19 protein-coding genes are annotated in these 24,035 nt (G+C 44.3%); 12 read left to right on the forward strand and 7 right to left on the reverse strand.

Going from position 1 to position 24,035, the window contains the following annotated elements; translation table 11 throughout:
- Nucleotides 1-128: 128 nt before the first annotated feature.
- The gene (locus tag L0660_RS15495; protein WP_234612779.1) at nt 129-1,094 is read right to left on the reverse strand and encodes a hypothetical protein; all 966 of its coding nucleotides are present in this window, start codon (nt 1,092-1,094) and stop codon (nt 129-131) included.
- A gap of 461 nt (nt 1,095-1,555) precedes the next feature.
- Between L0660_RS15495 and L0660_RS15500 the strand changes: the two genes are divergently transcribed.
- A complete protein-coding gene (locus tag L0660_RS15500) occupies nt 1,556-2,383 on the forward strand; it encodes a universal stress protein (RefSeq protein WP_234612780.1) in 828 nt (275 codons plus the stop codon).
- Between the two features lie 60 nt (nt 2,384-2,443).
- On the forward strand, nt 2,444-3,502 hold the full coding sequence (locus L0660_RS15505) for a calcium:proton antiporter (protein WP_234612781.1): 1,059 nt from the start codon (nt 2,444-2,446) through the stop codon (nt 3,500-3,502).
- Between the two features lie 171 nt (nt 3,503-3,673).
- On the opposite strand, the gene L0660_RS15510 is transcribed toward L0660_RS15505, so the two are convergent.
- On the reverse strand, nt 3,674-4,846 hold the full coding sequence (locus tag L0660_RS15510; RefSeq protein WP_234612782.1) for an MFS transporter: 1,173 nt from the start codon (nt 4,844-4,846) through the stop codon (nt 3,674-3,676).
- A 175-nt stretch (nt 4,847-5,021) separates the two neighbouring features.
- Here L0660_RS15510 and L0660_RS15515 point away from each other — a divergent pair, with 175 nt between their 5' ends.
- From L0660_RS15515 to L0660_RS15550, 8 genes are all read left to right on the forward strand, one after another.
- Nucleotides 5,022-5,603 carry a Crp/Fnr family transcriptional regulator gene (locus L0660_RS15515; protein WP_234612783.1) on the forward strand — a complete coding sequence of 194 codons (582 nt, stop codon included), beginning with the start codon at nt 5,022-5,024 and terminating at the stop codon, nt 5,601-5,603.
- A 118-nt stretch (nt 5,604-5,721) separates the two neighbouring features.
- Entirely contained in the window at nt 5,722-6,204 is a 483-nt protein-coding gene (locus tag L0660_RS15520) for an NADPH-dependent F420 reductase (protein WP_235160248.1), read from the forward strand.
- 248 nt (nt 6,205-6,452) lie between these two features.
- A complete protein-coding gene (ygiD, locus tag L0660_RS15525) occupies nt 6,453-7,286 on the forward strand; it encodes a 4,5-DOPA dioxygenase extradiol (protein WP_234614874.1) in 834 nt (277 codons plus the stop codon).
- Between the two features lie 227 nt (nt 7,287-7,513).
- A complete protein-coding gene (locus L0660_RS15530) occupies nt 7,514-8,677 on the forward strand; it encodes an efflux RND transporter periplasmic adaptor subunit (RefSeq protein WP_235136261.1) in 1,164 nt (387 codons plus the stop codon).
- A 3-nt stretch (nt 8,678-8,680) separates the two neighbouring features.
- Complete coding sequence (locus L0660_RS15535) at nt 8,681-11,830, forward strand: efflux RND transporter permease subunit (RefSeq protein ID WP_234612787.1); 3,150 nt, start codon at nt 8,681-8,683, stop codon at nt 11,828-11,830.
- 20 nt (nt 11,831-11,850) lie between these two features.
- Entirely contained in the window at nt 11,851-13,248 is a 1,398-nt protein-coding gene (locus L0660_RS15540; protein WP_235160249.1) for an efflux transporter outer membrane subunit, read from the forward strand.
- A 41-nt stretch (nt 13,249-13,289) separates the two neighbouring features.
- The gene (locus tag L0660_RS15545; protein ID WP_233796310.1) at nt 13,290-13,865 is read left to right on the forward strand and encodes a DUF417 family protein; all 576 of its coding nucleotides are present in this window, start codon (nt 13,290-13,292) and stop codon (nt 13,863-13,865) included.
- A gap of 88 nt (nt 13,866-13,953) precedes the next feature.
- Nucleotides 13,954-15,525: a hypothetical protein gene (locus tag L0660_RS15550; protein ID WP_235160250.1), complete on the forward strand. Its 1,572-nt coding sequence runs from the start codon at nt 13,954-13,956 to the stop codon at nt 15,523-15,525.
- A 64-nt stretch (nt 15,526-15,589) separates the two neighbouring features.
- On the opposite strand, the gene L0660_RS15555 is transcribed toward L0660_RS15550, so the two are convergent.
- The 3 genes from L0660_RS15555 to L0660_RS15565 all read right to left on the reverse strand — a co-directional run bounded on the left by L0660_RS15555 (nt 15,590) and on the right by L0660_RS15565 (nt 17,586).
- Nucleotides 15,590-16,261 (reverse strand): DUF2490 domain-containing protein, encoded by a 672-nt coding sequence (locus tag L0660_RS15555; RefSeq protein WP_234612790.1) that lies wholly within the window; start codon nt 16,259-16,261, stop codon nt 15,590-15,592.
- A complete protein-coding gene (locus L0660_RS15560) occupies nt 16,261-16,851 on the reverse strand; it encodes a hypothetical protein (RefSeq protein ID WP_234612791.1) in 591 nt (196 codons plus the stop codon). The genes L0660_RS15555 and L0660_RS15560 overlap by 1 nt, the downstream gene beginning before the upstream one ends.
- A 174-nt stretch (nt 16,852-17,025) precedes the next feature.
- Complete coding sequence (locus tag L0660_RS15565) at nt 17,026-17,586, reverse strand: NADPH-dependent FMN reductase (RefSeq protein WP_255703563.1); 561 nt, start codon at nt 17,584-17,586, stop codon at nt 17,026-17,028.
- Between the two features lie 493 nt (nt 17,587-18,079).
- Between L0660_RS15565 and L0660_RS15570 the strand changes: the two genes are divergently transcribed.
- Together L0660_RS15570 and L0660_RS15575 are read left to right on the forward strand one after the other, a co-directional pair.
- Nucleotides 18,080-20,629 (forward strand): cation-translocating P-type ATPase, encoded by a 2,550-nt coding sequence (locus tag L0660_RS15570; protein WP_234612793.1) that lies wholly within the window; start codon nt 18,080-18,082, stop codon nt 20,627-20,629.
- Nucleotides 20,630-20,782: 153 nt separating this feature from the next.
- Nucleotides 20,783-21,088 (forward strand): phosphoribosylpyrophosphate synthetase, encoded by a 306-nt coding sequence (locus L0660_RS15575; RefSeq protein WP_233796315.1) that lies wholly within the window; start codon nt 20,783-20,785, stop codon nt 21,086-21,088.
- 104 nt (nt 21,089-21,192) lie between these two features.
- On the opposite strand, the gene L0660_RS15580 is transcribed toward L0660_RS15575, so the two are convergent.
- Both L0660_RS15580 and L0660_RS15585 read right to left on the reverse strand, forming a co-directional pair.
- Nucleotides 21,193-22,611: an amidohydrolase gene (locus tag L0660_RS15580; protein ID WP_234612795.1), complete on the reverse strand. Its 1,419-nt coding sequence runs from the start codon at nt 22,609-22,611 to the stop codon at nt 21,193-21,195.
- On the reverse strand, nt 22,604-23,395 hold the full coding sequence (locus tag L0660_RS15585; protein ID WP_235160251.1) for a glucose 1-dehydrogenase: 792 nt from the start codon (nt 23,393-23,395) through the stop codon (nt 22,604-22,606). Before L0660_RS15585 ends, L0660_RS15580 begins: the two co-directional genes overlap by 8 nt.
- Nucleotides 23,396-24,035 lie beyond the last annotated feature (640 nt).

Genomic DNA, 24,035 nt, shown 5'->3' on the forward strand with positions numbered 1-24,035 from the left:
GAAAATCGTCTTCGCTAAGTATGACTGTGTTTTTTTATTTTTCATATGGATATATAGGTCTACGCCGTAGCCGCTGCCAGGTTCTTACCCTACAACGGCCTACGGCAACCGGGGCGTGACGGCCCGTGTTATATTAAGGAGCTGGCTGCGAGCTGATGGAAAACTTTTTCATCAAGCTTGTAGCGGTCATTTAATGTAAGACTGCTTCGCGCATTGAAAAGGGCGTGATTAACGGCATTGTACATCAGCCAGTAAGATGAATCCTGGTCAAAAAGCCGCTGCTCTAGTTTGAGCCGCTCATAAGCTTGCTTGGCCAGTTGAACGGGAATCGGCATTGTTTTTAGCAGTTTTTCATCCGCTCTGCCAAAGGATTTTTGTTGAAAATGCTCATATACAGTGGTCGTCAGGGTAGGGCTTTTGTAATCCTGGCCAGCCAGCAATTCATACAGCTGCTCCTGAAAGAGTTCAGGTGTTTGCCTGCTGTGGTGGATTTTTCGGTTGGTTGCATCTTTTTTTGCGATGGCACTGCTGTTGGGTCCCTGTTTTTTTTCTTTTCCCTGCCCACGTTCCTTCAACCACGATCGATATTTTGGGAGTTCGGAAAAGGAGTCCGCCCATCCCATTAGCCCATTCTGGCAAACTGCCCGGTACATGCTCGTGCCCGGAATCCCTGAACCATCAAGCATGGCCGTCAATGTTTTGCCTTGTACGCTAAATGGGGTTTTTCCATTATAACTATTCGTCAAAATCATGCTCCGCTGCAACTGCTCACCGCCAATGGAAAGCTGCTCAGGAAAAATTATATTAATGCTAAATTCACCCGTAGAAGTATATTTTATTTCCAGTTTATAGTCTGAAAAGAGCTTATCGACAACTTCTCTAATTAATACGTTCGGTATGATGGCATAGTCAGCGCTTTGAATGCCAAAAATCGTCTTAGTCCCGCGAAAAGGCTGCCCTACGATAAGTTGCTGCTTATCAGTGGCCATGATTTCATAGTCCGGCAATAAGTCTGCCAGCCACACCGGATGTACAGGGTAGCAGATTTCATCCCATGATGTAGTGAACTGCGGCTGAGCACTGAGATAAGTCATTTTTCTTGTTTTTTATTTTTACAGTTGTAAATTTACAAAAAATAGTATCGGAAAGAAAATATAAATGAAAAAATGTTTTGGCATGGCAAAATCAAATCCGTATATAACAGTCAGTTAACAGCATACTAGTCTCATATTGAAATTCTAAGCAACAAATACTCATGGAATTCGAAGTCATCGTTTCACTTTTGTCGCTGGTCGCTTGGAGGCGGTTTTAGGCATTGATAACGTGAGGGCTTTGGGCTGGAAATTCCGAAGGGCTATATTTACTTCTCTATGGCATTTTCCCTGCTGGTGGATGTATTCCAGATGCGCATGAACAAATCTAAAAGTGCGCCTGTAAAAACCCATGCACATTACCAGCAAGGTGAAGATCGGCTTCTACCCTAGTTTTTTAAAAAATATAAAAGGCACAAGCTTCTGCTAAATTGGCTCGTGCAAATAAACATTACAATACTCTTATGAAAAAAATACTTATCCCTATTGATTTCTCTGAAAATTCACAAAAGGCCCTGCAAGCTGCCAAAACAATTGCAAAAAAAACTGGCGCGGAATTAGCCATTATGCATACCTCCCAGTCTGAAAACACCGGCATTGCAATGCCGATGACCGAAGGTACGCTTGTGATGTTCAACGAATTGGAGAACTCATATAAGCAACAACTCGACGAGTATGTAGCTGGCGCTCAGTCAGAAGGTTATCAGGTAAAGGGTATTTGGGAGTCTAATGCAATTCAAACTGCGATATTGCGGCAGGCAACTAATATTAATGCCGATTTGATAGTTGTCGGCCGGACAGGGCAGGGGACATTCGTAGATAAACTGATCGGCAGTTCGTCAACCGGCGTTGCATTGGAGGCGTCTTGTCCTGTGTTGGTTGTTCCGCCCCAGGCAACGCTGAGTGGGTTTAAGAATATTATTTATGCGACGCAATTTGATCAACAGGAAACAGATATCTTACATCAGATAAAAGTGCTGACAAAGCAGCTTGGTGCCAAACTAAGCCTGGTTAAAATCAATTCATTCCACGAACCTGAGAGCCATGCAAATCAAGCGCGCATACTCAGAACCATTCAGGAGCTGGATATGGCAGACATGGACGTGGTCATTGTTGAGGATGTAAGTTTTATTGAAGGAATAAATAAATTTTGTTATCATCAAGGCGCTGATTTATTGATTGTTTCGAATCGTGAAAGACACTTTTTGCAGCAGTATTTGACGAATCCAAGTATGACTAAAAGGTTGGTTGTAGAAACGCATCTGCCTTTACTCGTATACCATATCAGATAAGTGACTTTCGTTTTCGAGTTGAAAGACTATTCAGCACAATTTATTTTTTAACCTTTTCGTATGAAAAAAATATTTCAGTGGAGTTACATTGCACCTGTTATTGCCTGGATTTTTTACCTTGTGCTGCCTATTGGTTCAGGCTTTCTGGTCAACTCGTTAGCCGTAGTTGCTTTGATTGCAGGTGTATTTTCAGCCGTGCACCATGCTGAGGTAGTCGCACACAAAGTGGGCGAACCTTATGGAACAATTATCCTTGCAGTAGCGGTAACGCTTTTGGAAGCTTCGATTATCGTATCACTCATGTTGACAGGAGGAGCCGGTGCTGATACTTATGCACGGGACACCCTATTTGCTGCCGTTATGCTTATATTAAATGGCATTCTGGGTATTAGTATGTTTTTTGGTGCATTGAAATTTAAGGAACAGAGTTTTGAAACGAAAAGCGTTACAATTGCATTAGTCAGCCTAGTGTCTATTTTAGTACTTACGCTGGTGTTGCCTAATTTTACCACCAGTATTGCCGGACCTTCCTACAGCACGCCTCAGCTAATCGCCATTGGCGTTTGCTGCCTGGTCATTTACGGGTCTTTTATATTTACGCAAACCGTCAGGCACCGTAAGTATTTTCTAACAGAAGTCTCAGGCCAGGAAAAAGATGTTTCTAGAAGCGAAGCCCTGATAAGCCTAGCTTTTTTAATGATATGTTTAGGCGTAGTTATTTTCCTGGCCAAAAACCTTTCTCCTGTAATTGAAAGCGGAATTGTTGCAGCCGGCTTACCCACGGCACTGGTGGGTGTGGCTATTGCAGCTGTTATTTTACTACCAGAAGGCATAGCTGCTATCCGTGCGGCAAGACGTGGCCAATATCAGACAAGCATCAATCTCGCATTAGGCTCAGCCTTAGCAAGTATAGGGCTAAGTATTCCTACTGTGGTCATTGTTTGTACAATAATGGATTTACCACTTATCCTCGGTCTGACCATGAAATCCATGGTCCTGCTAGTTCTTTCAATTTTCACGGTAATGCTATCGCTTAATAAGGGACAAACGAACAGCTTATATGCTATTGTGCTTTTGGTCAATCTGATGATGTATATCTTTACAATCGTATTTCCTTGAATACATATACAATTACTGACAAATCCCAACTTGTAATAGCAATAATGCCAAATCCTGGTTTAATAACACAACTTTAACTGTCGTGATAATCACTCTGTCAATAGAGGCCATGAGAATTATTTTGGTGACGACAGTGCCTGGTTTAGATACCAAACCTAGTCCATTCGAAAATTAATCTAGTGCCTTTTTTGCAAAAATGGAAATGATCATACCTGGAATTGCTAAAACGATTGCAAAATATGTCAAGCTCATGGGAGAATAACTTCCGAGCAATACACCTGCTGCGGAAGTTGCGATCATAATAGATAAATTAAACGCAGAAGATTGAACCGAAGTGGCAACGTCTTTTCCACTTTCTACCTGCCTGCTTACGGCTGCCTGCAGTAAGGTCACTAATGGACCAAAGGAAAGTCCCCATAAAAAGAATGCAACATGAGCTACTAATGTCTTTCTACCAAATAGCAATAGAACAAGCATAGAAAAAATTACGAGTGCAAACATCGCTGTGGTAAGCAGCCTCAAATGTTTGTCGATGTATTTTATGGCCAGCAATACTGAAATCAAAGACCCTGATCCAAAAAGTAGTAAGGCACTTTCTATTCCACCTAGCAATTCAATTTCATCAACAAGCCTGGTAATATATACATATACACCATAGTGGGCCATTACGCCAAGAAGGGTGAGCAGTAGGACTGTCAATACCGACGGAATTTTGAACAGGGAAAAAGGCGATGAACTTCTGGTAAGTTTCTCGCCGGGTGTAAATGGTAATGCAACAGCACATGTCACAGCAATGGCGATAATAATTATCCCAAGTGCGATAAATGCTGCCCGCCACCCGTATCGGTTGCCAATAAATGTTATAGACGGCATTCCTGCACTAATACCCAAGGTATTTCCAGCCATAATCACGGCAATCGCTTTTCCATGATGCTCATGGTTGACTAGGCGCATCCCGTAGGCCGCTATCATGGGCCACATCACGCCGGCACAAATACCGCCTATGATCCTTAGGATAATGATGATAGTATAATTGGCTAAAATGCCGACCATGATATTGGAAGCAGCAAATCCGGCGAGCAAAATCAATATCAAGATTTTGCGGTTAAATTTCAGGGTTACCGCAACAAGTGGGATGGCAAAGATAGCGGACGCAATTGCGTAGTAGCCTACCAGATTACCTCCTTGTAGCTCACTGATATTTAAATCGGAATTTATTTGCGGCATCACACCGGATGGCATTAACTCAGAAAGAATCCCGACAAATGTTACAGACGACATCAAAATCATGATCAGCCAGGGAAACGCATTTGTACTTCCGGCTATCGTTTGTTGATTGCTCAATGTAGATTCTTTTTTGTAGTTACTTAAAATTATGGTTTTTGCGTCATTCTTTCAATCTGGCATATTCAGATTTTGATAATTATTGATATTGTTGGTGCATTAATGAGGAGAATTTAGCTTTGTAAAGATTATATCCTTACATATTAACTAATTGTTTATGCGAATCTGGTAGCTTATGTATGAGGTGTTTTTCAGCAAATTCAACGAGAAGGTACAACTGAGCGAATCAGAAGAATATGCCATGAAACAATTTCTGACGCCGAAAAAACTGCGGAAGCGTCAATACCTGCTACAGGAAGGAGATATCTGCAAGACTGTAGCATTTATAGAAAAGGGAGCTATGCGCAGTTACATTGTGGATTCTAATGGACAAGAGCACATTTTTTCATTTGCGCTGGAAGGATGGGCGATCGGCGATCTATCCAGTTTCCTGACTGAGCAGATCTCAACGCAGAATATAGATGCCCTCGAAGACTGCGAGCTAGTTTTGATCAGTAAGTCTGCACATGACCAGATGCTGATTTCGGTGCCCAAGTACGCAACATTTTTCAGGATATTAATGACCGAGGCCTACATTGCACTCCAGAAAAGAACGCTGAGCATTATCAGTATGTCTCTGGATGATCGATATAAATCTTTTATTGACCAATACCCTGACATTGTCCAGCGTGTCCCCCAACATATGATTGCCTCTCACATGGGACTTTCCCCCGAAACATTGAGTAGGATCCGCAGCAGGATCGGTAAAAGTCAATAGCTTCCCTTTGCTTTCCCCTGACGGCTTATCTTGACCAAAATCAATGGAATTTCTTGATCAGAGTCATCGTCCCGAGTAGGCCCATTGGGGTAATTTTGTGTATCAAAAGTGAAACAAAATGAACACGAAACAGACCATTGCGATCATAGGTGCCACCGGGAATGTGGGCACCTTCATTTCCAAAAGCCTGTCAAAAGGCAACTATCGTTTACTGCTGCTAGGTAATCATCCAGATAAACTGGAAGCTTTATATGAGGAGATTAGAAACGCGAGTCCTGAGGCTGATATCGAAATTTACGGATGTCCGACAGAGGCATCCTGGGAGGCCGACATCATTATCCTGGCCGTTCCTTATGGATCTCAACAGGAAATTACGGAGAAAATCCGGGAAGTTGCCAATCAGAAGATGGTCATAAGCATTGCTAACCCGTTAAACGAATCCTATGACAGTTTTGCGACCGTCTCTGGTACGCGTGCCGCAGAAGAACTGCAAAAATTGCTGCCCAATTCGAAAGTTGTCAAAGCCTTCAATATAGTATTTGCGGCTGCCTTTGCCAAGCCTATCCTTGTAGGCATGAAGGCCGTTTCATTCATTGCCTGAATGATCAAGAGACTTTCCAAACTGTGATTGAGCTTATCGAAACTGCCGGTTTCAGCCCTGTTGTAGCAGGCGAGCTTGGCGTAAGCCGAACATTATTAAGGATGTCCTCACTGTTGACCCAACTCAATATGAAATACAATTATAACTGGCTGTCCGGGTGAAAAATCCTACATCACCAGGCAGAAATATCATCAGCAATGATCAAAAGAAAGCAATTCATAAAAACTGCCGTTACAGGCGCAATTGGTATGACAACATTAGCAGCATTCAAACATTTTACAAATGAGCTTCCAGACCAGCAGCGACCGATGCCGGTCCTGTTTATAGGCCACGGCTCACCGATGAACGGCATTGAAGACACTGCGTTTAGCAGAAGGTGGATACAAATGGCCAAAGAAATCCCTACGCCAGCTGCCGTGCTGGTGGTATCGGCGCACTGGTTTACGAACGGCACCAAGATTACAGCAATGGATTTTCCTCAAACAATTCATGATTTTGGAGGATTTCCGCCGGCACTTTTTGCCGTACAATATCCTGCGCCGGGCAATCCAGCACTAGCCAAAGAAGCTGCCGGGCTCATTCGTTCCGCAAAAGTGGAGCTTAATCATGACTGGGGACTTGACCACGGCACCTGGACGGTGGTAAGACATATGTATCCGGAGGCTAAAATTCCAGTGCTTCAACTTAGCATTGATTACACCAAAGGGCCTCAATTCCATTATGACCTGGCAAGGGAATTAATGGCGCTACGAAAAAAGGGAGTGCTGATCATTGGTAGCGGAAATATGGTGCACAATCTGAGAATGGTAGCCTGGGACAAGCTTAGCGTGCAGGGTTATGGATATGACTGGGCGTTGCAAATCAATGAGCAATTCAAAGCTCTGATCCAGGAAAATGACCACAAGCCATTGATCAATTACAGTCAGTTAGGAAGAGAGGCCGCACTGGCCATACCGACTCCGGAGCATTACCTTCCTCTGATGTATACATTGGGCTTAAAGGCGGGAAAGGAACCTGTTTCTTTTTTCAACGACCAGGCCGTTGGCGGTTCACTGACAATGACGTCTGTTAAAATTGGCTAGTCGCAGAAGTGACAAAATTTAATTAAATTCTTGCCGGCATCAGACTCTTCTAAAAATTCTATACATTGACATAACATTCACCTAATCCTTTGCATGGTTATGAATTGTAGCTTCAACCAGTATCCGTGCAACAGGCTCCCCAGTTCACCGCCACGGCTAATCTGCAATTCTTAAGTTTTTTATCTGCAATCATCTGTTCATGATCGAGTTTCCAAAATTCCATTCTTATGAATCAAAGGATACAGCTCTCACTAACTGGTTTGTCATTGACGTTCGTCCTTTTCTTGTCCTGTCAGGACAAAAAGCAGGGCAGTGGGAATGTGGCGGAGCAAATCAAGGACTATCCGGTCCTGACGATTACACAAAGAACGATCACATTAAATAGCGAATTCCCGGCAACCATCGAAGGGCAGCAGGATATTGAGATCCGTCCGAAAATTGATGGATTTATAGAAAAGATTTTCGTTGATGAAGGTGCTACTGTGAAAAAAGGGCAAGCGCTGTTTAAAATCAATGCCCCTCAATATGAACAGGAAGTAAGGACTGCACAGGCCAATATTAAAATCGCAGAAGCAGACGTCAATGCCGCGCAAATGGGTGTCAATAAGGTGAAGCCATTGGTCGAAAAGAACATTATCAGTAAATACGAACTTGAATCAGCGCAGTTTACCATGCAAGCAAAACAAGCGGCGCTGGCACAGGCTTTCGCTGCGCTTTCCAATGCGCGTACCAATTTGGGCTATACTACCATTGCAAGCCCTGCAAATGGCATTGTTGGCTTAATTCCTTATAAAATCGGCAGCCTTGTCAATAGTAATACACCCGAACCATTAACCACAGTTTCAAACATTGGCAACATATACGCCTATTTCTCGATCAATGAAAAACAGGTTTTAGCATTCTCCAAAAACACGAAGGGCAATACAACGAAAGCCCGGATCGCGACAATGCCATCTGTATCCCTGGTTTTAGCGAATGGAGCCGTTTTTGCTGAAAAAGGCCGGATTACAACGACCAGCGGTTCTATCAATACAGAGACAGGCTCCATTAGGGTGCGGGCAACTTTTCCAAATCCCGGAAGTATTATACGCAGTGGGAGCAGTGCTACTGTCCGCATTCCTTCCCGGCTTGATTCGGCCATTGTCATCCCGCAAAAGTCGACCTACGAAATACAAGGGAAAAAGTTTGTGTACCGTGTTTCGGCAGACGGCACCGTTAAGAGTGCGGAAGTTGGCGTGCTGGACAATAATGATGGACAGTTCTTTGTTGCCCAAACCGGCCTTGCCGTAGGGGACAAGATTATCCTGGAAGGGGTAGCGTCGTTACGGGAAGGGGCAAAGGTCATTTCCAGACCAGTAAAAGCGGACAGTGTTTACGCCAAAAACTTGTAGGTTATGTTCAATCGATTCATTGATCAGCCAGTACTGTCTACAGTCATTTCCGTTCTTATTGTCATCCTTGGTGTATTGGGGCTAATTTCCCTGCCTATTGCGCAATATCCTGAGATCGCTCCGCCTACTGTCGTTGTCTCCACATCATATCAGGGTGCCAATGCGGATGTGGTGCTTAATAGCGTGATTGTGCCATTGGAAGAACAGATCAACGGCGTGGAGGACATGACTTACATGACATCTTCGGCTGGGAATGATGGCACAGCGCGGATTACAATCAACTTTAAGCTAGGCACAAACCCCGACCTTGCATCTGTAAATGTGCAGAATCGCGTCGCGCGGGCAACTGCGCTCTTGCCGCAGGAAGTCACGCGCTCCGGTGTAACGACGGCCAAAAGCCAAAGCAGTAACCTTGTGATTTTTTCCTTATACAGCGAGAATCCCGCCTATGATCAGACATTTTTGCAAAACTATGCGGAGATAAACCTGGTGCCCTTAATTAAGCGCGTATCAGGGGTTGGAGAGGCGAATGCGTTCGGACGTATGGATTATTCCATGCGGATCTGGTTGAAACCGGATGTGATGGCAACTTATGGGCTTGTCCCTTCGGATGTCAGCACTGCACTGGCAGAGCAAAATATAGAGGCTGCCCCCGGTCAGTTCGGTGAACAGGGCTTGCAATCCTTTCAGTACGTGATCAAGTATTCGGGCAGGCTCAAAGATGCAGGCGAGTTTGAAGAAGTGGTCATCAAGGCCACGCCAAGTGGTCAGGTATTACGGCTCAAAGACATTGCCCGCGTGGAGCTGGGCGCTATGAGCTATGCCAGCAGTACGACAACCAATAGCAACCCCTCGGTAGGTGTATCCATCAGCCAAACAGCGGGCTCCAATGCCAAGGAAGTGATTGAAGGAAGTTTGCAGGTATTGGATAATGCCGCCAAATCGTTCCCTTCCGGTATCAAGTACGTCACGCTGATCAATGCAAACGATTTTCTGGATGCATCCATTGAAAAGGTGATCCATACGCTCATTGAAGCATTCATTCTGGTGTTTTTAGTAGTTTTTATTTTCCTGCAAGATTTTCGGTCTACGCTTATTCCCGCTATTGCTGTTCCGGTGGCTATTCTGGGCACTTTTTTCTTTCTGCTGCTTTTTGGGTTCACGATTAACCTTTTGACATTGTTTGCATTGGTCTTGGCCATTGGGATTGTCGTTGATGATGCCATAGTCGTGGTGGAAGCCGTTCATGCTAAACTGGACGAGGGATACACATCCGCGCTCAAAGCCACAAAAGACGCCATGAGTGAAATTTCGGGAGCCATCATCTCAATCACCCTTGTGATGGCGGCGGTATTTCTGCCGGTAAGTTTTATCGAAGGCTCATCCGGGGTGTTTTACAAACAATTTGGCTTGACGCTCGCCATTGCGATTATGCTCTCTGCTGTCAATGCACTCACGCTCAGTCCTGCATTGTGCGCTATATTTTTAAAACCGCATAAAGAAGATACAAGCCATAAAAAGAACATTTTACAACGTGTTTATGGCTGGTTCAACCGCACATTTGACAAGACAATCCAGCGCTACAAACAAGCCGTTTCATTCCTGATTGCGAAGAAGTGGGTTGCGGGATTGATCATTGCCGTGTTTGCCGGCCTGTTTTATTATCTGATGCAAACCACCCCTTCTGCATTCGTGCCTAATGAAGATACTGGCTCTATCATGGCTGATATTGCCCTGCCACCTTCGGCATCGACGGAAAGAACAGAGGCCATCATGAAGCAAGTCGAGGCAATTGCGCGTTCGATCCCGGAAGTACAGAATATATTAAAAATTACAGGTAGAGGGATGATCAGCGGAGTTGGAAGCAACTATGGGATGGTTGTAATGCGGCTGAAACCCTGGTCTGAGCGTGGAGGGGAAGGACAGGATGTTCAGGCTTTGATTGGAAAATTATTTGCAAAAACAGGCGGGATCAGGGATGCCAAGATCATCTTTTTTGCACCTCCGACCATTTCAGGGTTTGGCTCATCGGGCGGGTTTGAGTTTCAGCTGCAAGACAAAAGTGGAAGTGACATTGCCCTATTCTCTAAAATTGGCAATGATTTTCTGGCAGCATTAAGTAAGCGGCCTGAAATTCAGTACGCGTCCACTGCATTCAATGTGAATTTTCCGCAGTATCAGATCGATGTGAATGTGGCCAAGGCAAAAGTGGCAGGCATCACTGTCAATGACATCATGAGCACGATGCAGGGCTATTACGGCGGCGTGTATGCATCTAATTTCAATCAGTTTGGTAAACAATTCCGGGTCATGTACCAGGCCGAGGCTGCTTCGCGGGCTAATCCCGAAGGGCTCAGCAACATTTATGTCCGCAATGCAAACGGCCAGATGGCGCCTATTACGGGCTTTATCACCATGAAGAGAGTGTATGGGCCTCAGTCAATTTCCAGGTTTAATTTATTTACTTCTATTGGTGTTACCGGTTCGCCCAATCCAGGGTTTAGCTCAGGCGATGCCATTGCGGCCATTCAGCAAGTGGCTGCTGAGGTACTTCCACAAGGATATGGATATGAGTTTTCAGGGATGACCAGGGAAGAGATTTCTGCTGGCGGGCAGACCGTTTTCGTCTTCATGCTGGTCATCGTTTTTGTCTATTTGCTGCTTAGCGCACAGTATGGAAGCTATATATTGCCTTTCGCGGTGCTTCTTTCCCTTCCGATCGGATTGGCAGGCACATTCTTATTCGCCAGCTTATTTGGTATCACCAACAATATTTATCTGCAAATCACACTGGTCATGCTGATAGGGCTTTTGGCAAAGAATGCAATTCTGATTGTCGAATTTGCAGTGGAACGTAGGCGGCATGGGATGTCGCTGGTGGAAGCGGCTGTCGAAGGTGCACAGGCACGGTTGCGTCCGATCCTGATGACCTCTTTTGCTTTTATTCTGGGTTTGGTTCCACTCATGCTTTCAACCGGCGCAGGTGCAATTGGAAACCGCTCCATTGGAACTGGTGCCGTAGGAGGAATGCTGGTAGGAACGCTCATTGGGGTTTTTGTGATACCGGTGCTTTATATCGTATTCCAGTCTTTACAAGAAATGATCAGCGGTCCGCCCAAGCCAATTACAGAACAAGTTCAGGACGATCATTGAAGCGTTTTAATAGCAAGATTATGTATAAAAAACATTTAAAGCGACTAGTTCTGTTTTGTCTGCTGGGTTTGCTGCTTTGCTGTTGTAACATTGTCAGACCCTTCCAGAAACCGCTAACAGCACCCGGTAACCTTTACCGAGATGTGGTCACGGCCGACACAAGCGGGCTCGGCCAGCTTCCCTGGAACCGGCTCTTTACCGATACGACTTTGCAAAGCCTGATAAGTCGGGGAATTAAAAACAACCTGAACCTGCAAATCGCTTATACACGTATTGAGCAGTCCAGGGCCTATTATGAACAGAGTAGAGCAGCATTATTTCCAACCGTTATCGGAGATCTTGGCGTGACGCGTTCAAAGCTTTCGGAAGCTCAGGGCTTTGGTATTAGAAACAGTGCGACCCAATATCAGCTGGGATTATCTTCTGGCTGGGAGGCGGACATTTGGGGGAAACTACGAAGCACAAAACGCGCTAACCTAGCACTTCTATTGCAATCGGAAGCAGGTGCGAAAGCTGTACAAACAAACCTGGTGGCCGATATTGCCAATTATTATTATGCACTGCTGGCCTTGGATCAGCAGCTAGCCATTACAAGGCAGACTGTGTCCAATTGGGATACGACGGTGCAGACCATGCGTGAACTGAAAATAGCAGCCGTAGTTACCGAGGCGGCTGTGGTGCAAAGCGAAGCGCAGCGTTATGTAGCAGAAGTGACAATTCCTGACCTGATCCAGAGTACAAGGGAAACAGAAAACGCGCTAAGTATTCTACTTGCCGTTCCAGCCACGTCCGTCAGACGCGGCACGCTTTGGGATCAGGATACGCTTGATGTATTGCAAACGGGTGTTCCCGCGCTGCTGCTGGCAAATCGCCCTGATGTGCAACAGGCAGAACTTAATTTTAGATATTATTTTGAGTTGACTAATGTGGCGAGGACTTACTTTTATCCGGCATTAACAATCTCCGGCTCGGTGGGTTATTCGGCTCTGCAACTGGAAAACTTTCTTAAACCAATCTCCCTTGCGGCAAGCATCGGCGCGGGACTGACCCAGCCGATATTCAACAGACGCGCCAATATAACCCGCCTGGAAGTTGCCAAGGCCCAGCAGAAGGAGGCGCTGCTCAATTTTGAGAATGTGCTGCTTACAGCCGGACAACAAGTGTCGGATGCCATGTCGCTACACAACACTGCCCTTGATAAAATAGCGATCCGCAGCTATCAGTTGGAAGCATTGCAGAAATCGGTTAGCTATTCAGGCGAGCTACTCCAAAACGGTTTTGCCAACTACAACGAGGTCATTACGGCCCGACAAAGTTTGTTGCAAGCGGAGCTTGGAAGCATTAATGACCAATTGCAACGGTTGCAATCAGTGGTTAACTTATACAGGTCGTTGGGAGGAGGTTGGGCTAGTCCCTGATATTGTTTGGTAAATGGCTTTATAATCTTAAAATTGAAACAATGATAAATAAACTATTATCCTATGCGGCCGGGTTACAAGCGACCGGCATTAATGCTGCCCGATGGGGTATTGTGATTGTAATGTTATGGATTGGCGGTTTGAAAGCTTTTCAATATGAAGCTGCCGGCATCGTGCCGTTTGTAGCCAATAGTCCATTTATGAACTTCTTTTATAAATACGATGCGCCAGAATATAAGCAGCATATGAATAAGGAAGGTGAATTAAAGCCCGAAAATGTCGCATGGCATCAAGCCAACCATACTTATATTTTTTCTTATGGGTTGGGCACAGTAATCATTCTGATTGGCTTTTTGGTAGCGCTGTACCCGGTATTTCCCGCAGTCTCAGCATTTGGAAGTTTTCTTGTTATCATGATGTCAATTGTCACATTGTCATTTCTGATTACCACACCTGAAACCTGGGTGCCATCACTTGGTGACGCCGAGTATGGGTTCCCTTATCTGAGTGCAGCAGGGCGACTTGTGATTAAAGATATTATCATGCTTGGTGCAGGGATTGCTACGATGGCCCAGGCCGCCAGAAAGTATTTAACCGCACAGCAAACGAGCGGGTAGTAAGGCAGCTTTATCATGTAATGTTGTTCTTCAATACAAATCAACTAAACTAGATAATGTAATGAACAAGTCGCTCAACCTAGTAGTTATGACAGCATTTATTGTCTCTGCCTGCAACACTTCTGAACAGTCGGATCAAGGAAAGGATACCACGCTCATCAGCCTTTCACCTAAGACGGTGAAACAGATAGCAGCGGTAGATGAACGTTATCAGTCTTATAATGTGGAAACAGTGGAGGTCGCAGGCGGGCAGTTCTGGAAACCTTATCACTTGATGGACAGCTTGCCGGACCTGGCTGCAAATTCAACTTACGACGTCTCACAAACCAATGATCAGCTGTACCGGCAATTGAAACCCCTTGATCTGACAGACAAAAGGTTGCTAATCCTGGCTAAAGGGTTAGCCCCTGCGTATGTACGAATGAGTGGTACGTGGACAAATGGTATTTATTTCCAGGACAACGACCAGCCGAAGTTGACGAAGGCGCCTGCCGGTTTCGTCAATGTGATGTCAAGAAAAGAATTTGGAGGGTTGCTGGATTTTGTTAAAGCTACCGATTCAAAACTGGTTACTTCGTTTGCAGTATCCAATGGTGTAAGGGATGCGCAAGGCGTATGGACGCCAAAACAAGCCCAGAAACTAGCGGATTTTGCCAAGAGTGTAGGTGGCAAAATTGCAGCAGCCGAACTGTTTAATGAACCAACAATGCCGACGGCTGGCGGTGAAATCAGTAAGGCGTATAACGCGGAAAACTTCGCCAAGGACATGGCTGCTTTTAATGCCTGGGCCGAAAAGGCAGTTCCTGATATGCTGGTGCTAGGGCCAGGTTCAGTAGGTGAAGGGTCGCCCAACGTTTCTCTTCAGGGGATGGGAATGAATATTTTGCCAACCGAGGATATGTTAGCTGCTAAACCCAATCCTAAATTCGATGTTTTCTCCTATCATTATTACGGAGCGGCTTCCATGCGCATGATTCGCAGTGGGCCTTTTTCGGTAAAAGCTGAAAATGCGCTGGACGCAGGTTGGTTGCTGAAAACAGATACGGTCGCACATTATTATGCGGGTTTAAGGGATAAGTATAACCCTGGCATTCCTTTGTGGATCACAGAAACGGCGCAGGCTGCGGGTGGAGGCGACCCATTCTCAGCGACTTTCCTTGACACTTTCCGCTACCTGTACCAAATGGGATCCTTGGCCAAGAAAGGGGTAAAGGTTATCATGCATAATACCCTTATTGCCAGCGAGTACAGTCTGATCGACCAGGATACACATTTGCCTAAACCAAATTACTGGGCAGCGTATCTGTGGGCCAAACTTATGGGCACCCAGGTTTACGAAACAGGGCAGGGGACAAAGGGCGTTTATGTTTTTGCTCACAACATGAAAGGGAGCAAGGCAGGTGTAACGCTGCTGGTAATCAATACAAATAAGAAAGAAGCTCCAATCCATATCGATATAGACTCCGAGCACTATTTGCTGACTTCCTCTCAATTGGAAGGACAAACCATACAGCTTAACGGGACAGATCTGAAACTCGAAGACAATGGTGAGTTGCCAGTTTTAAAGGGCAAGCCAGTAAAGAGCGGTGAGCTGACGGTTCCGCCAACCAGCATTAGCTTTTTTGCGATCCCGGATGCTGGTATAACGGGTCCAAAATAAGGATTTGAATAGCCCTGGATTTATTGTGGCAAATGATTTGAACCTGTCGCAGGTAAATAATCATTCATATACTAATGAACCATCCAAGCGTTACCCAGAATTGCTGGGTTATGCTATTTTTTCTTAGCTCATTTACCCGATAGTCCACCCCAAGCTCTATTTTATTATTAGCGGTAGCAGTATATCCTAGGGTAGGTAAAATGCCGATCTCAAAGTCGGATTCATCACGTGACCAAATACCAAGAAAGTCATTGTTGACCTTTGCATAAAATTCCTTTGGATCGATGTATTGACCGTTAAGCGGTTTCTGTATCCCGATCCTATAGCTTATCCGGAAGTTACTAAGTCCATGGTTGGTAAAAGTTTCGTCGGCTAAGACTCGGTGTGCTATACTAAACCATTCAAACTTCCTCACATTATTAAATTGTTGAATGATCCGGTGATAATACGTATTATCTTCTAACCTTATCATATAACCACCTCCAATGATATTATTAATAGACAATTTAGTAGTAAGCAGCAAAGTCAAATCAGTGCGCTCATATTGAAATCTATGGTTGGGAGACTTATCCATTTCTTTCTGCGATAGGATTTGACGAGACTCAAATTTTGTATTAAGCTTTAAAGCTTTGCCAACCTTAAAGTTTACGTTAAATTGAGTAGTTGTGCCGGCCCGATATGTTTGCTGGCATAATGCTGTAAAGGATAATAAATAAAAGAGGAAAAATCTGCACATCAGTAAATAAGATTATCATCATTTGCTAATGCTATTTCCTTAGTACTTTCAATCTTTCCAGTACTATCAACGAGCACTTCAAAATACGCTTCCTCGTTTCCTGTCTGCCCTCGGACGACTATCTCATATTTAACTATCATTCCTTCAAGCGGCATTTTGGCGAGAACGGCCCGTTCCAGGTTATTCTCGCTTCCATTCCATTGCAATTGTGTTTTGATAATTTTCTGACGCTTAAATGTAGCATTGAGGTTATCTTTTATTACAGAACGGATATTTTTTTCCAAATCACGAATGTTAATGAGAATTTCGATATCCTGTATTTGTCCGGATTCATCAAACTCGATACTGTAATGTTTTCCCGAATGCTTCAGTTTCGCTTCGATAGTCTTAGTGGTATCGCTTTCCTCCATATACCAATGAACCCTGGAGTTGTTAAATAGGCGGGACACAAATAAAGTGGCGCTGTCCGGAACGGAATCAGCTTTGACAGTGTATTCCCGTTCATATTTTTTTTGTCCCAGACAGGGCGTGCAGTGAAGTGCTACGAGCAGAAATAAGAAAAGATACAAGAAATGTTTGTTTGCAATCACGTTTTTAAATTTTGCTATCCATAAATTCAGTGAGGTCAGGCTTGATTTAACTGGTATTAAGGAATAGAAAATGTATAATTCGCCTTTATTCTAAAAGCTATACCGGTCCATGTGGAAAATGAGCCATAAAAGCTACAGCCATCCGTACGGAGGCTAAAAAACTGCAATTTCCTTCTAATTCTTTGTGGCATGCGTGGTAACCCATTGCTCAAAGGCTACCATAAAATCAGTCAGAAAGCTCTTTGTAGAATCATTAATGAGACTTCCGTTTTCATCAAATAACCCTGTTGCTTCAGCTATATATGCTTCGGGCTGTGCCATGGTGGGTACATTAACAAAAACAAGTGACTGGCGTAGGTGATGGTTAGCACCGAAACCACTAATATTTCCAATCGAAACGCTTACCACTGCTCCTGGTTTTCCATTCCAGGAATTTTGCCCATATGGACGCGAGCCCACGTCAATAGCATTTTTTAAAACAGCAGGTACCGAACGGTTATATTCTGGCGTAAGAAATAAAAGGCCATCGGCAGACCTGATTTGCCGCCGAAATTCTTCCCATTCGTTTGGCGGTGTTGCTTCCAGGTCCTCATTAAACATTGGAAGATCTGAAATATCTAATATTTCAAGACTCAGAGATTCCGGCGCAAGGGCAATCAGTGCGTTCGCAGTTTTTAAATTGTAGGACTCTTTGCGAAGGCTTCCTACGATAACTGCAATGTTATAATTTTTCATTATTTCATTTGTTAAAGTATGACATATAATTTATGTAAAACGCAGACGATGAAGCAGGCAGTGAAACGCACATTTTTATTGAATCGCAGCGAGCAGCTGGAGAGTTAAATCTTGTTGCACACCGAGTGATTGAATAGCTATATAAACATTGATAGGAATTAGCAGATATTTTCATCAATTTATAGAAATTTCCATATTTTTTGCTCTAAGTCAGATTATATTTTAGAATGAACTGCATAAGGGTATCATTGGGGAATTGTCGGAGGCATAGTGTAAAAAATAGTATTAGTAGTCTTTTTCCAACCGCCTATAATACTGGGGACTTTTATAGCTAACACAACCTGTAAATGATAACAGATACCGCAAATAGAGGAGAGGCATCAGTAGCCATACAACGCGAAAGTACATAGTAGTGATAGTTCGTGGACTGCGGTTGATTTTTCTTTGGGTGTATAAGGGATCAGTGCTAACGCATATTAAATTGTTTACCATCATGCAGACTTTTTTCCAGCTTAGTGCAGCAGACGTCATAAGTTCTCTAAAGACTTCCGCTTCGGGTTTAAAAAGTGATACAGTTGTAAACCTTCGAAATGAATTTGGGGAGAATGTATTGCAGGAGGCCAAACGAAAAAGTAAACTGTCCATCCTTATTGGTCAGTTTAAGGATGTTATGATTTTGATACTGATTGTCGCTGCCGCCATTTCATTTATGGTTGGCGAGCATACAGATGCATACGTTATTCTGGCCATCATTCTCGGTAATGCCTGGATGGGTTACTCGCAGGAATATAATGCAGAGCAATCAGTAAAGATGTTACAGAAAATGTCGGCACAGTTTGCGATCGTGATCCGCGACAATAACCCTTTAAAAATTGAAGCAAGTCAATTAGTCCCTGGTGATTTAATTCTACTGGAAGCCGGTGATATTGTCCCTGCCGATGCAAGGCTTATCCAGGTGAGTTCTCTTAAAACGGACGAAGCATCGCTTACCGGCGAAAGCCATTCAATAGAAAAAATAACCGAGCCAATAAAAGAAGGGGACATTGTGCCTGGTGACCAGCTCAATATGGTTTTCAAAGGAACGGTTGTGAGTAATGGTTCTGCCCAAGCGGTCGTCACTGCCATTGGTATGAATACCGAAATCGGTAAAATTGCAGGTATGATGGAGGCAAGTTCTCAAAAAACGCCCCTCCAGAAAAGGCTAGCTGTTTTTAGTAAGCAACTGGCGGTTATTGTTCTAGTGATTTGCCTAACCGTTTTTGGTCTTGGCTTGCTCCGTGGCGAGCCACCATTTGCCATGTTTCTTACCGCATTGTCGCTGGCTGTTGCTGCGTTGCCAGAGGCATTGCCAGCCGTTATAACAATTGCGCTTGCCCAGGGGGCCCGCCGAATGGTGAGCCAAAATGCATTGATGAGAAAATTGCCGGCGGTTGAAACGTTAGGGTCAGTCACCTATATATGCAGCGATAAAACCGGGACGCTTACCCAAAACATCATGACGGTAGAAAGTATCCTTGCTGTAGAGGGCAAGGAAGAACTTTTGGGCTATGCCATGATGCTCAATAATGATGTGCGATTTTCCGCAGACAAAGAACTGTTGGGCGATTCCACAGAAACAGCATTGGTAAAGTATGCCATAGATAAGGGCAAAACAAAAGAAGAAGCAGATCAAAAATTCCCGCTGTTGGAGAAGCTGCCATTCGATTCAGAGCGCATGCGGATGGGCACCTTACATAAATATGGGGACAAATGGATTTTGTTTGTAAAAGGTGCCCCAATAAAAATGCTAGAATCGGTATCTGAAAAACACAAAAATCAGACTGACGGATGGCTCGCGCAAAACCGTAAGTGGGCGGCAGATGGCCTTCGGGTTCTATTTTTTGCTTACAAAATTTTTGAAAAAGATCCTGGCAGGATAACCTCAGATGAAGAGAATGAACTTGAATTTTTGGGGATGGCAGCCATGATTGATCCGCCCCGCGAAGAAGTCATAGAAGCCATTAAAGAATGTAAATCCGCGGGTATAAAAACTGTAATGATAACCGGCGACCAGCCACTTACTGCCACAGCCATCGCCCAACGCCTGGGGATGATTGAAGAAGGATCCCAAGAGGTCAGGGCAGGCTCTGATTTAGAGAAGCTGACGGAAGAAGAATTTAAGAGTGTGACGAAACACGTTGCTGTATATGCCCGTGTGTCGCCAGAGCAGAAATTAAATATTGTAAAAGCTTTACAGAACAACGGTGAGTTTGTTGCCATGACTGGCGATGGCGTAAATGATGCACCATCCTTAAAGCAGTCAGATATCGGGATTGCAATGGGGATAACTGGCACTGATGTATCGAAGGAAGCATCTGATATGATTCTGTTGGATGATAATTTTGCCACCATTGTGAAAGCCGTTCGGGAAGGTAGGCGTATTTACGAAAATATTAAAAAGTTTATTGTTTATGTGCTTTCGTGTAACCTGGGTGAGATCCTCGTAATCTTCTTTGCCCCAATTATTGGGTTTGCTATTCCACTGCTCCCCATACACATTCTCTGGATAAATCTGGTGACGGATGGCTTGCCTGGGATTGCGCTGGTGGCAGAACCAGCCGAAAAGGACATTATGAACCGTCCGCCCCGTCCACCTAAGGAAAATTTATTTGCAGGTGGTTTAGTTCTTCGTATCGTACTCATAGGAATCATCATGACATTTGCTGCACTCTTCATTCAGTGGTGGTGCATAAATGAAAATTACGATGTAAAAACACAACAGACCGCAGTATTTACAACTTTGTGTTTTGTGCAACTAGGTAATGCACTTTCTGTGCGCTCTACATATCATTCTATATTTTCCAGAGACATATTTGCTAACCGGGGGATGTGGGGAGCAATAATCCTTACCATAATGCTTCAAATGCTGATTGTGTATGTGCCGTTTTTGGATACCGTTTTTAAAACAACACCATTAAGCTGGCATATTATGCTAATAGTGATAATTACAACTGTTGTTTGTATTATCTTAATTGAGTTGGTTAAGCTTATGAATAAGAAATAAGATCCCTACGATACCATATTGCCTGACGTCCACACCAGAGTAGGAGAGCGTTTCAAAAGCATTTAGCGACGGCATAATAGATAATTATTAAGCACTAATACTTGTCTTAGATTACAAGAATCAAAATCCTTTTACTATTATATCTCAAGAACTATGGAGCCATATGTAACGCTAACTGAAAGTTTGAATGAGTTGCGCAACCAAGGATATTCGGAGGACTTCAACCTTCGACAAAACTGCCTTGAGTGCCGTAACGGGCAGTTCAAAATATTTACCGATGACTTTAAAGTGGATAAATTCATTCGGTTTGAAGGGGACAGTAACCCCTCGGATGCAGCCGTGCTATATGCGATATCATCCGATGTTCATCAAATAAAAGGTGTGCTGGTAAACGGCTATGGTATTTACAGCGAATCAATAACGGACGAAATGCTGCGTAAGCTAGATATACGAAGCTAAACAGACAATTCGCTGTTGTCAAGCTCGGCCTGTGCAGCAGCATGTCAAAAGGCCGGATAGTCTTTTCGCTGTCATTCAATTGTAAATTCGAAATTTGCCAGCTGTTAGTTGGGTGATCCGCTCATTAAGAAATTAACGGCCATTGCCGCCATTGCCCTTGTACCTACTACCAATGCTTTTTCATCGACAAAGAATTTGGGATTATGGTTTGGGGCAGCTTTGGCAGGATCCTCACCTTCGGGCGTAACACCGAGAAAAATATACAGACCCGGCACTTCTTTGGCAAAGTAAGAAAAATCCTCCGAGGCCCCCTGCAACGACCCGGGTACCACGCCGGCTTCGGCAACGCGCTTCAGTACTGGCAGCATCTGTTTAGCCAGGGCATCATTGTTGTCTGTGACATCATACATAGGCAAAATGTCAACCTGCGCCCTCGCATAGGTTCCTTCCGCAATGTGCTCAGCAGCCTGCTTAATATCAGTATGAAGTTGCTTGCGTGCCTCAGGGTCATATGAACGGATGGTGCCAACCATTTTTACAGTGTCCGGAATCACATTCTGGCTGGACCCGCCATGGATCATCCCCACTGAAATAACGGCCGGCGACTTCGTCAGGTCAGCGCGTCGACTAACAACGGATTGTAAGCCGGCTATTACGTATGCCGAGGCTACTACCGGGTCAATTGTGTTCCATGGCATACCTCCATGGCCCTGCTGCCCGCTGACAGTAATATTCAGCACGTCGCTGCTGGCTGTGGCTGGTCCACTCTTGTAATCAATCTGTCCTGACTTGCCGGGGTGAACGTGTAGTGCGAATACTGCATCCGGTTTGTTTTTCTTAAACATGCCGTCTTCAAGCATCCGTTTGGCCCCCCAGCTTTTGCCCGTCCCTGGCTCTACAACGCTTGAGCCTTCTTCGGCAGGCTGGAATATGAACATTACTGAACCTGTTAGCTCACTTTTCATGCTTGCAAGAACTTCGGCTGCCGCCATTAGCATAGCCGTATGTGCGTCATGCCCACAGGCATGCATAAGGTATTCAGTCTTTCCGTTTATTTGGGATGTGGCTTTTGAAGCGAATGGTAATCCGGCGGGCTCCTTAACGGCCAAAGCGTCCATGTCAGCCCGCAGGGCAACCAACTTTCCCGGCTTCCCGCCTTTCAATATGCCTACGACCCCTGTGCCGCCCACTCCTGTCTGAACTTCAATTCCCAGGGTGCGAAGGTGTTCTGCAACCAGTTTTGAAGTGCGTTCTTCCTGATCTCCCAGTTCCGGATTTTGATGTATATCCCGGCGCCAGCCGATCAACTTGGACTCGATGGCCGTCGTCTTGTCGCGGATCTTGCTTTCAATTGCAGTTAGAGCTGATGAATTTGCCTTGGTCTGCTTGGGAGTTTGCCCGATGGCAGTCAGTGATACGTAAATAAGTATCAGAAGGGGGATGAGCTTAGCCAAGCTCTTGCTGTTTCCGTTTGCTGATTTGCCCATAACCGTTTGCAGCTTTACACTTAACTTGTTAAACATTGCCATAACTGTTTGACTGCCCCCCATCAATAGCAAGAATCTGCCCATTTACATAGGAACATTCGTCGCTTAAAAGAAACGCCACTACCTTCGCCACTTCTTCGGGCAGGCCAAGCCGTTTTGTAGGATTGGCCTTAGCATATTCTGATTCAGCAGCTTTCGGATCCTCAGGGTTTACCTGTTTAAAAGCTTCCGCAACCATAGGTGTCAGTATGGCTCCCGGAGCAATTGCGTTTGTATTGATGCCGTCTTTCGCATATTCAAGCGCTGCACTTTTTGTCATGCCTGACACTGCATGTTTTGTTGCTACATACGGGGTTTGATTTAAAACACCCCTTATTCCTCCGACGGATGCTACATTTACGATCCTGCCATACTTTTGGTTTTGCATGTAAGGAATAACATAGCGCATCGCGTAGTACACTCCCATAAGATTTATATCGATTACTTTTTTAAAGGTGTCTAGGTCATATTCTGTGATACTGGCTTGCTTGCCTTCAATTCCGGCATTGTTATACAGCCCATCAATACGGCCAAACTGATTAATTGTTTCATCAACGTAACCTTTTACGGCAGCTTCCTGGGAAACATCCGCCACAACAGTAATGATTTTGTTATCCGGGAAATCTCTGCTGATCTCATCCTTAGCCTCGGAAAGACTTTGCTGATTGTAGTCAACAAGTGTGAGATTAGCTCCTCTCATAGCAAGTTCCTTTGCGACTGCTAGACCAAGCCCCATTGCGGCACCCGTAATGATAATTGTCTTGTTTTCAAAATTTTTCATTTTTTTACCTTTTTAGAAGATTAAAATTGAAATTATGGTCAAATCGCTATTAAACGAAGATCTAGGTGAAGTTACTGCAGGAGTGAACTCTTAGGATCCGCTCGGAGAACCTAATTAATTTTGTAGCAGTTCTATTTAGCCATCCTGACTACTTGTTAGCAGTCCTGACTACTCGGTTTAACTGTCACACCTTTTAAAGTTTGATTAGTAATAATTGTTTCTTCTAAAGTACAATGTTGTGCCGACATTTCCGAAAGGCGCACATCATCGCATAGCATGTTTAAGTTACTGGTTTAAACCTTTCATTTCCCCGATCATTTTTGGGCAGCCTTATTTCGATCGGAAACAGAGCTCAAGTGGTCTGGTGTTGTTATTACATTTCAACTTATGCATGTATTACATCTAGTACTGTAAATTTCTTCATCCCTGCGGCCATTTTTTATTCCACAGGATCACCTTGGCAAAGGTCCCTGATCAGGACATTAGGTCATCACATGAATTAGTCAAGTACGATTGAGCACTATTGCTGGCGATTATTTGCTTTTGTATTTTTACAGTTGTAAATTTACAGCTATAATTAATACAATCAAAATTTTAGACGAAATGAATAAAATAATTTTATTTCCGACAAAATTAGGCC

It is taken from the genome of Dyadobacter sp. CY351 (assembly GCF_021502625.1).
Lineage (GTDB): Bacteria > Bacteroidota > Bacteroidia > Cytophagales > Spirosomataceae > Dyadobacter > Dyadobacter chenhuakuii.

What these genes read in the sequence shown, in the direction of transcription:
- L0660_RS15495 (WP_234612779.1), bottom strand. Translation starts at nt 1,094, where the DNA reads ATGACTTATCTCAGTGCTCAGCCGCAGTTCACTACATCATGGGATGAA.
- L0660_RS15505 (WP_234612781.1), top strand. Translation starts at nt 2,444, where the DNA reads ATGAAAAAAATATTTCAGTGGAGTTACATTGCACCTGTTATTGCCTGG.
- L0660_RS15520 (WP_235160248.1), top strand. Translation starts at nt 5,722, where the DNA reads ATGAACACGAAACAGACCATTGCGATCATAGGTGCCACCGGGAATGTG.
- L0660_RS15500 (WP_234612780.1), top strand. Translation starts at nt 1,556, where the DNA reads ATGAAAAAAATACTTATCCCTATTGATTTCTCTGAAAATTCACAAAAG.
- L0660_RS15565 (WP_255703563.1), bottom strand. Translation starts at nt 17,586, where the DNA reads ATGAAAAATTATAACATTGCAGTTATCGTAGGAAGCCTTCGCAAAGAG.
- L0660_RS15530 (WP_235136261.1), top strand. Translation starts at nt 7,514, where the DNA reads ATGAATCAAAGGATACAGCTCTCACTAACTGGTTTGTCATTGACGTTC.
- L0660_RS15575 (WP_233796315.1), top strand. Translation starts at nt 20,783, where the DNA reads ATGGAGCCATATGTAACGCTAACTGAAAGTTTGAATGAGTTGCGCAAC.
- L0660_RS15580 (WP_234612795.1), bottom strand. Translation starts at nt 22,611, where the DNA reads ATGTTTAACAAGTTAAGTGTAAAGCTGCAAACGGTTATGGGCAAATCA.
- L0660_RS15550 (WP_235160250.1), top strand. Translation starts at nt 13,954, where the DNA reads ATGACAGCATTTATTGTCTCTGCCTGCAACACTTCTGAACAGTCGGAT.
- L0660_RS15535 (WP_234612787.1), top strand. Translation starts at nt 8,681, where the DNA reads ATGTTCAATCGATTCATTGATCAGCCAGTACTGTCTACAGTCATTTCC.
- L0660_RS15545 (WP_233796310.1), top strand. Translation starts at nt 13,290, where the DNA reads ATGATAAATAAACTATTATCCTATGCGGCCGGGTTACAAGCGACCGGC.
- L0660_RS15570 (WP_234612793.1), top strand. Translation starts at nt 18,080, where the DNA reads ATGCAGACTTTTTTCCAGCTTAGTGCAGCAGACGTCATAAGTTCTCTA.
- L0660_RS15515 (WP_234612783.1), top strand. Translation starts at nt 5,022, where the DNA reads ATGTATGAGGTGTTTTTCAGCAAATTCAACGAGAAGGTACAACTGAGC.
- L0660_RS15555 (WP_234612790.1), bottom strand. Translation starts at nt 16,261, where the DNA reads ATGTGCAGATTTTTCCTCTTTTATTTATTATCCTTTACAGCATTATGC.
- L0660_RS15585 (WP_235160251.1), bottom strand. Translation starts at nt 23,395, where the DNA reads ATGAAAAATTTTGAAAACAAGACAATTATCATTACGGGTGCCGCAATG.
- ygiD (WP_234614874.1), top strand. Translation starts at nt 6,453, where the DNA reads ATGACAACATTAGCAGCATTCAAACATTTTACAAATGAGCTTCCAGAC.
- L0660_RS15540 (WP_235160249.1), top strand. Translation starts at nt 11,851, where the DNA reads ATGTATAAAAAACATTTAAAGCGACTAGTTCTGTTTTGTCTGCTGGGT.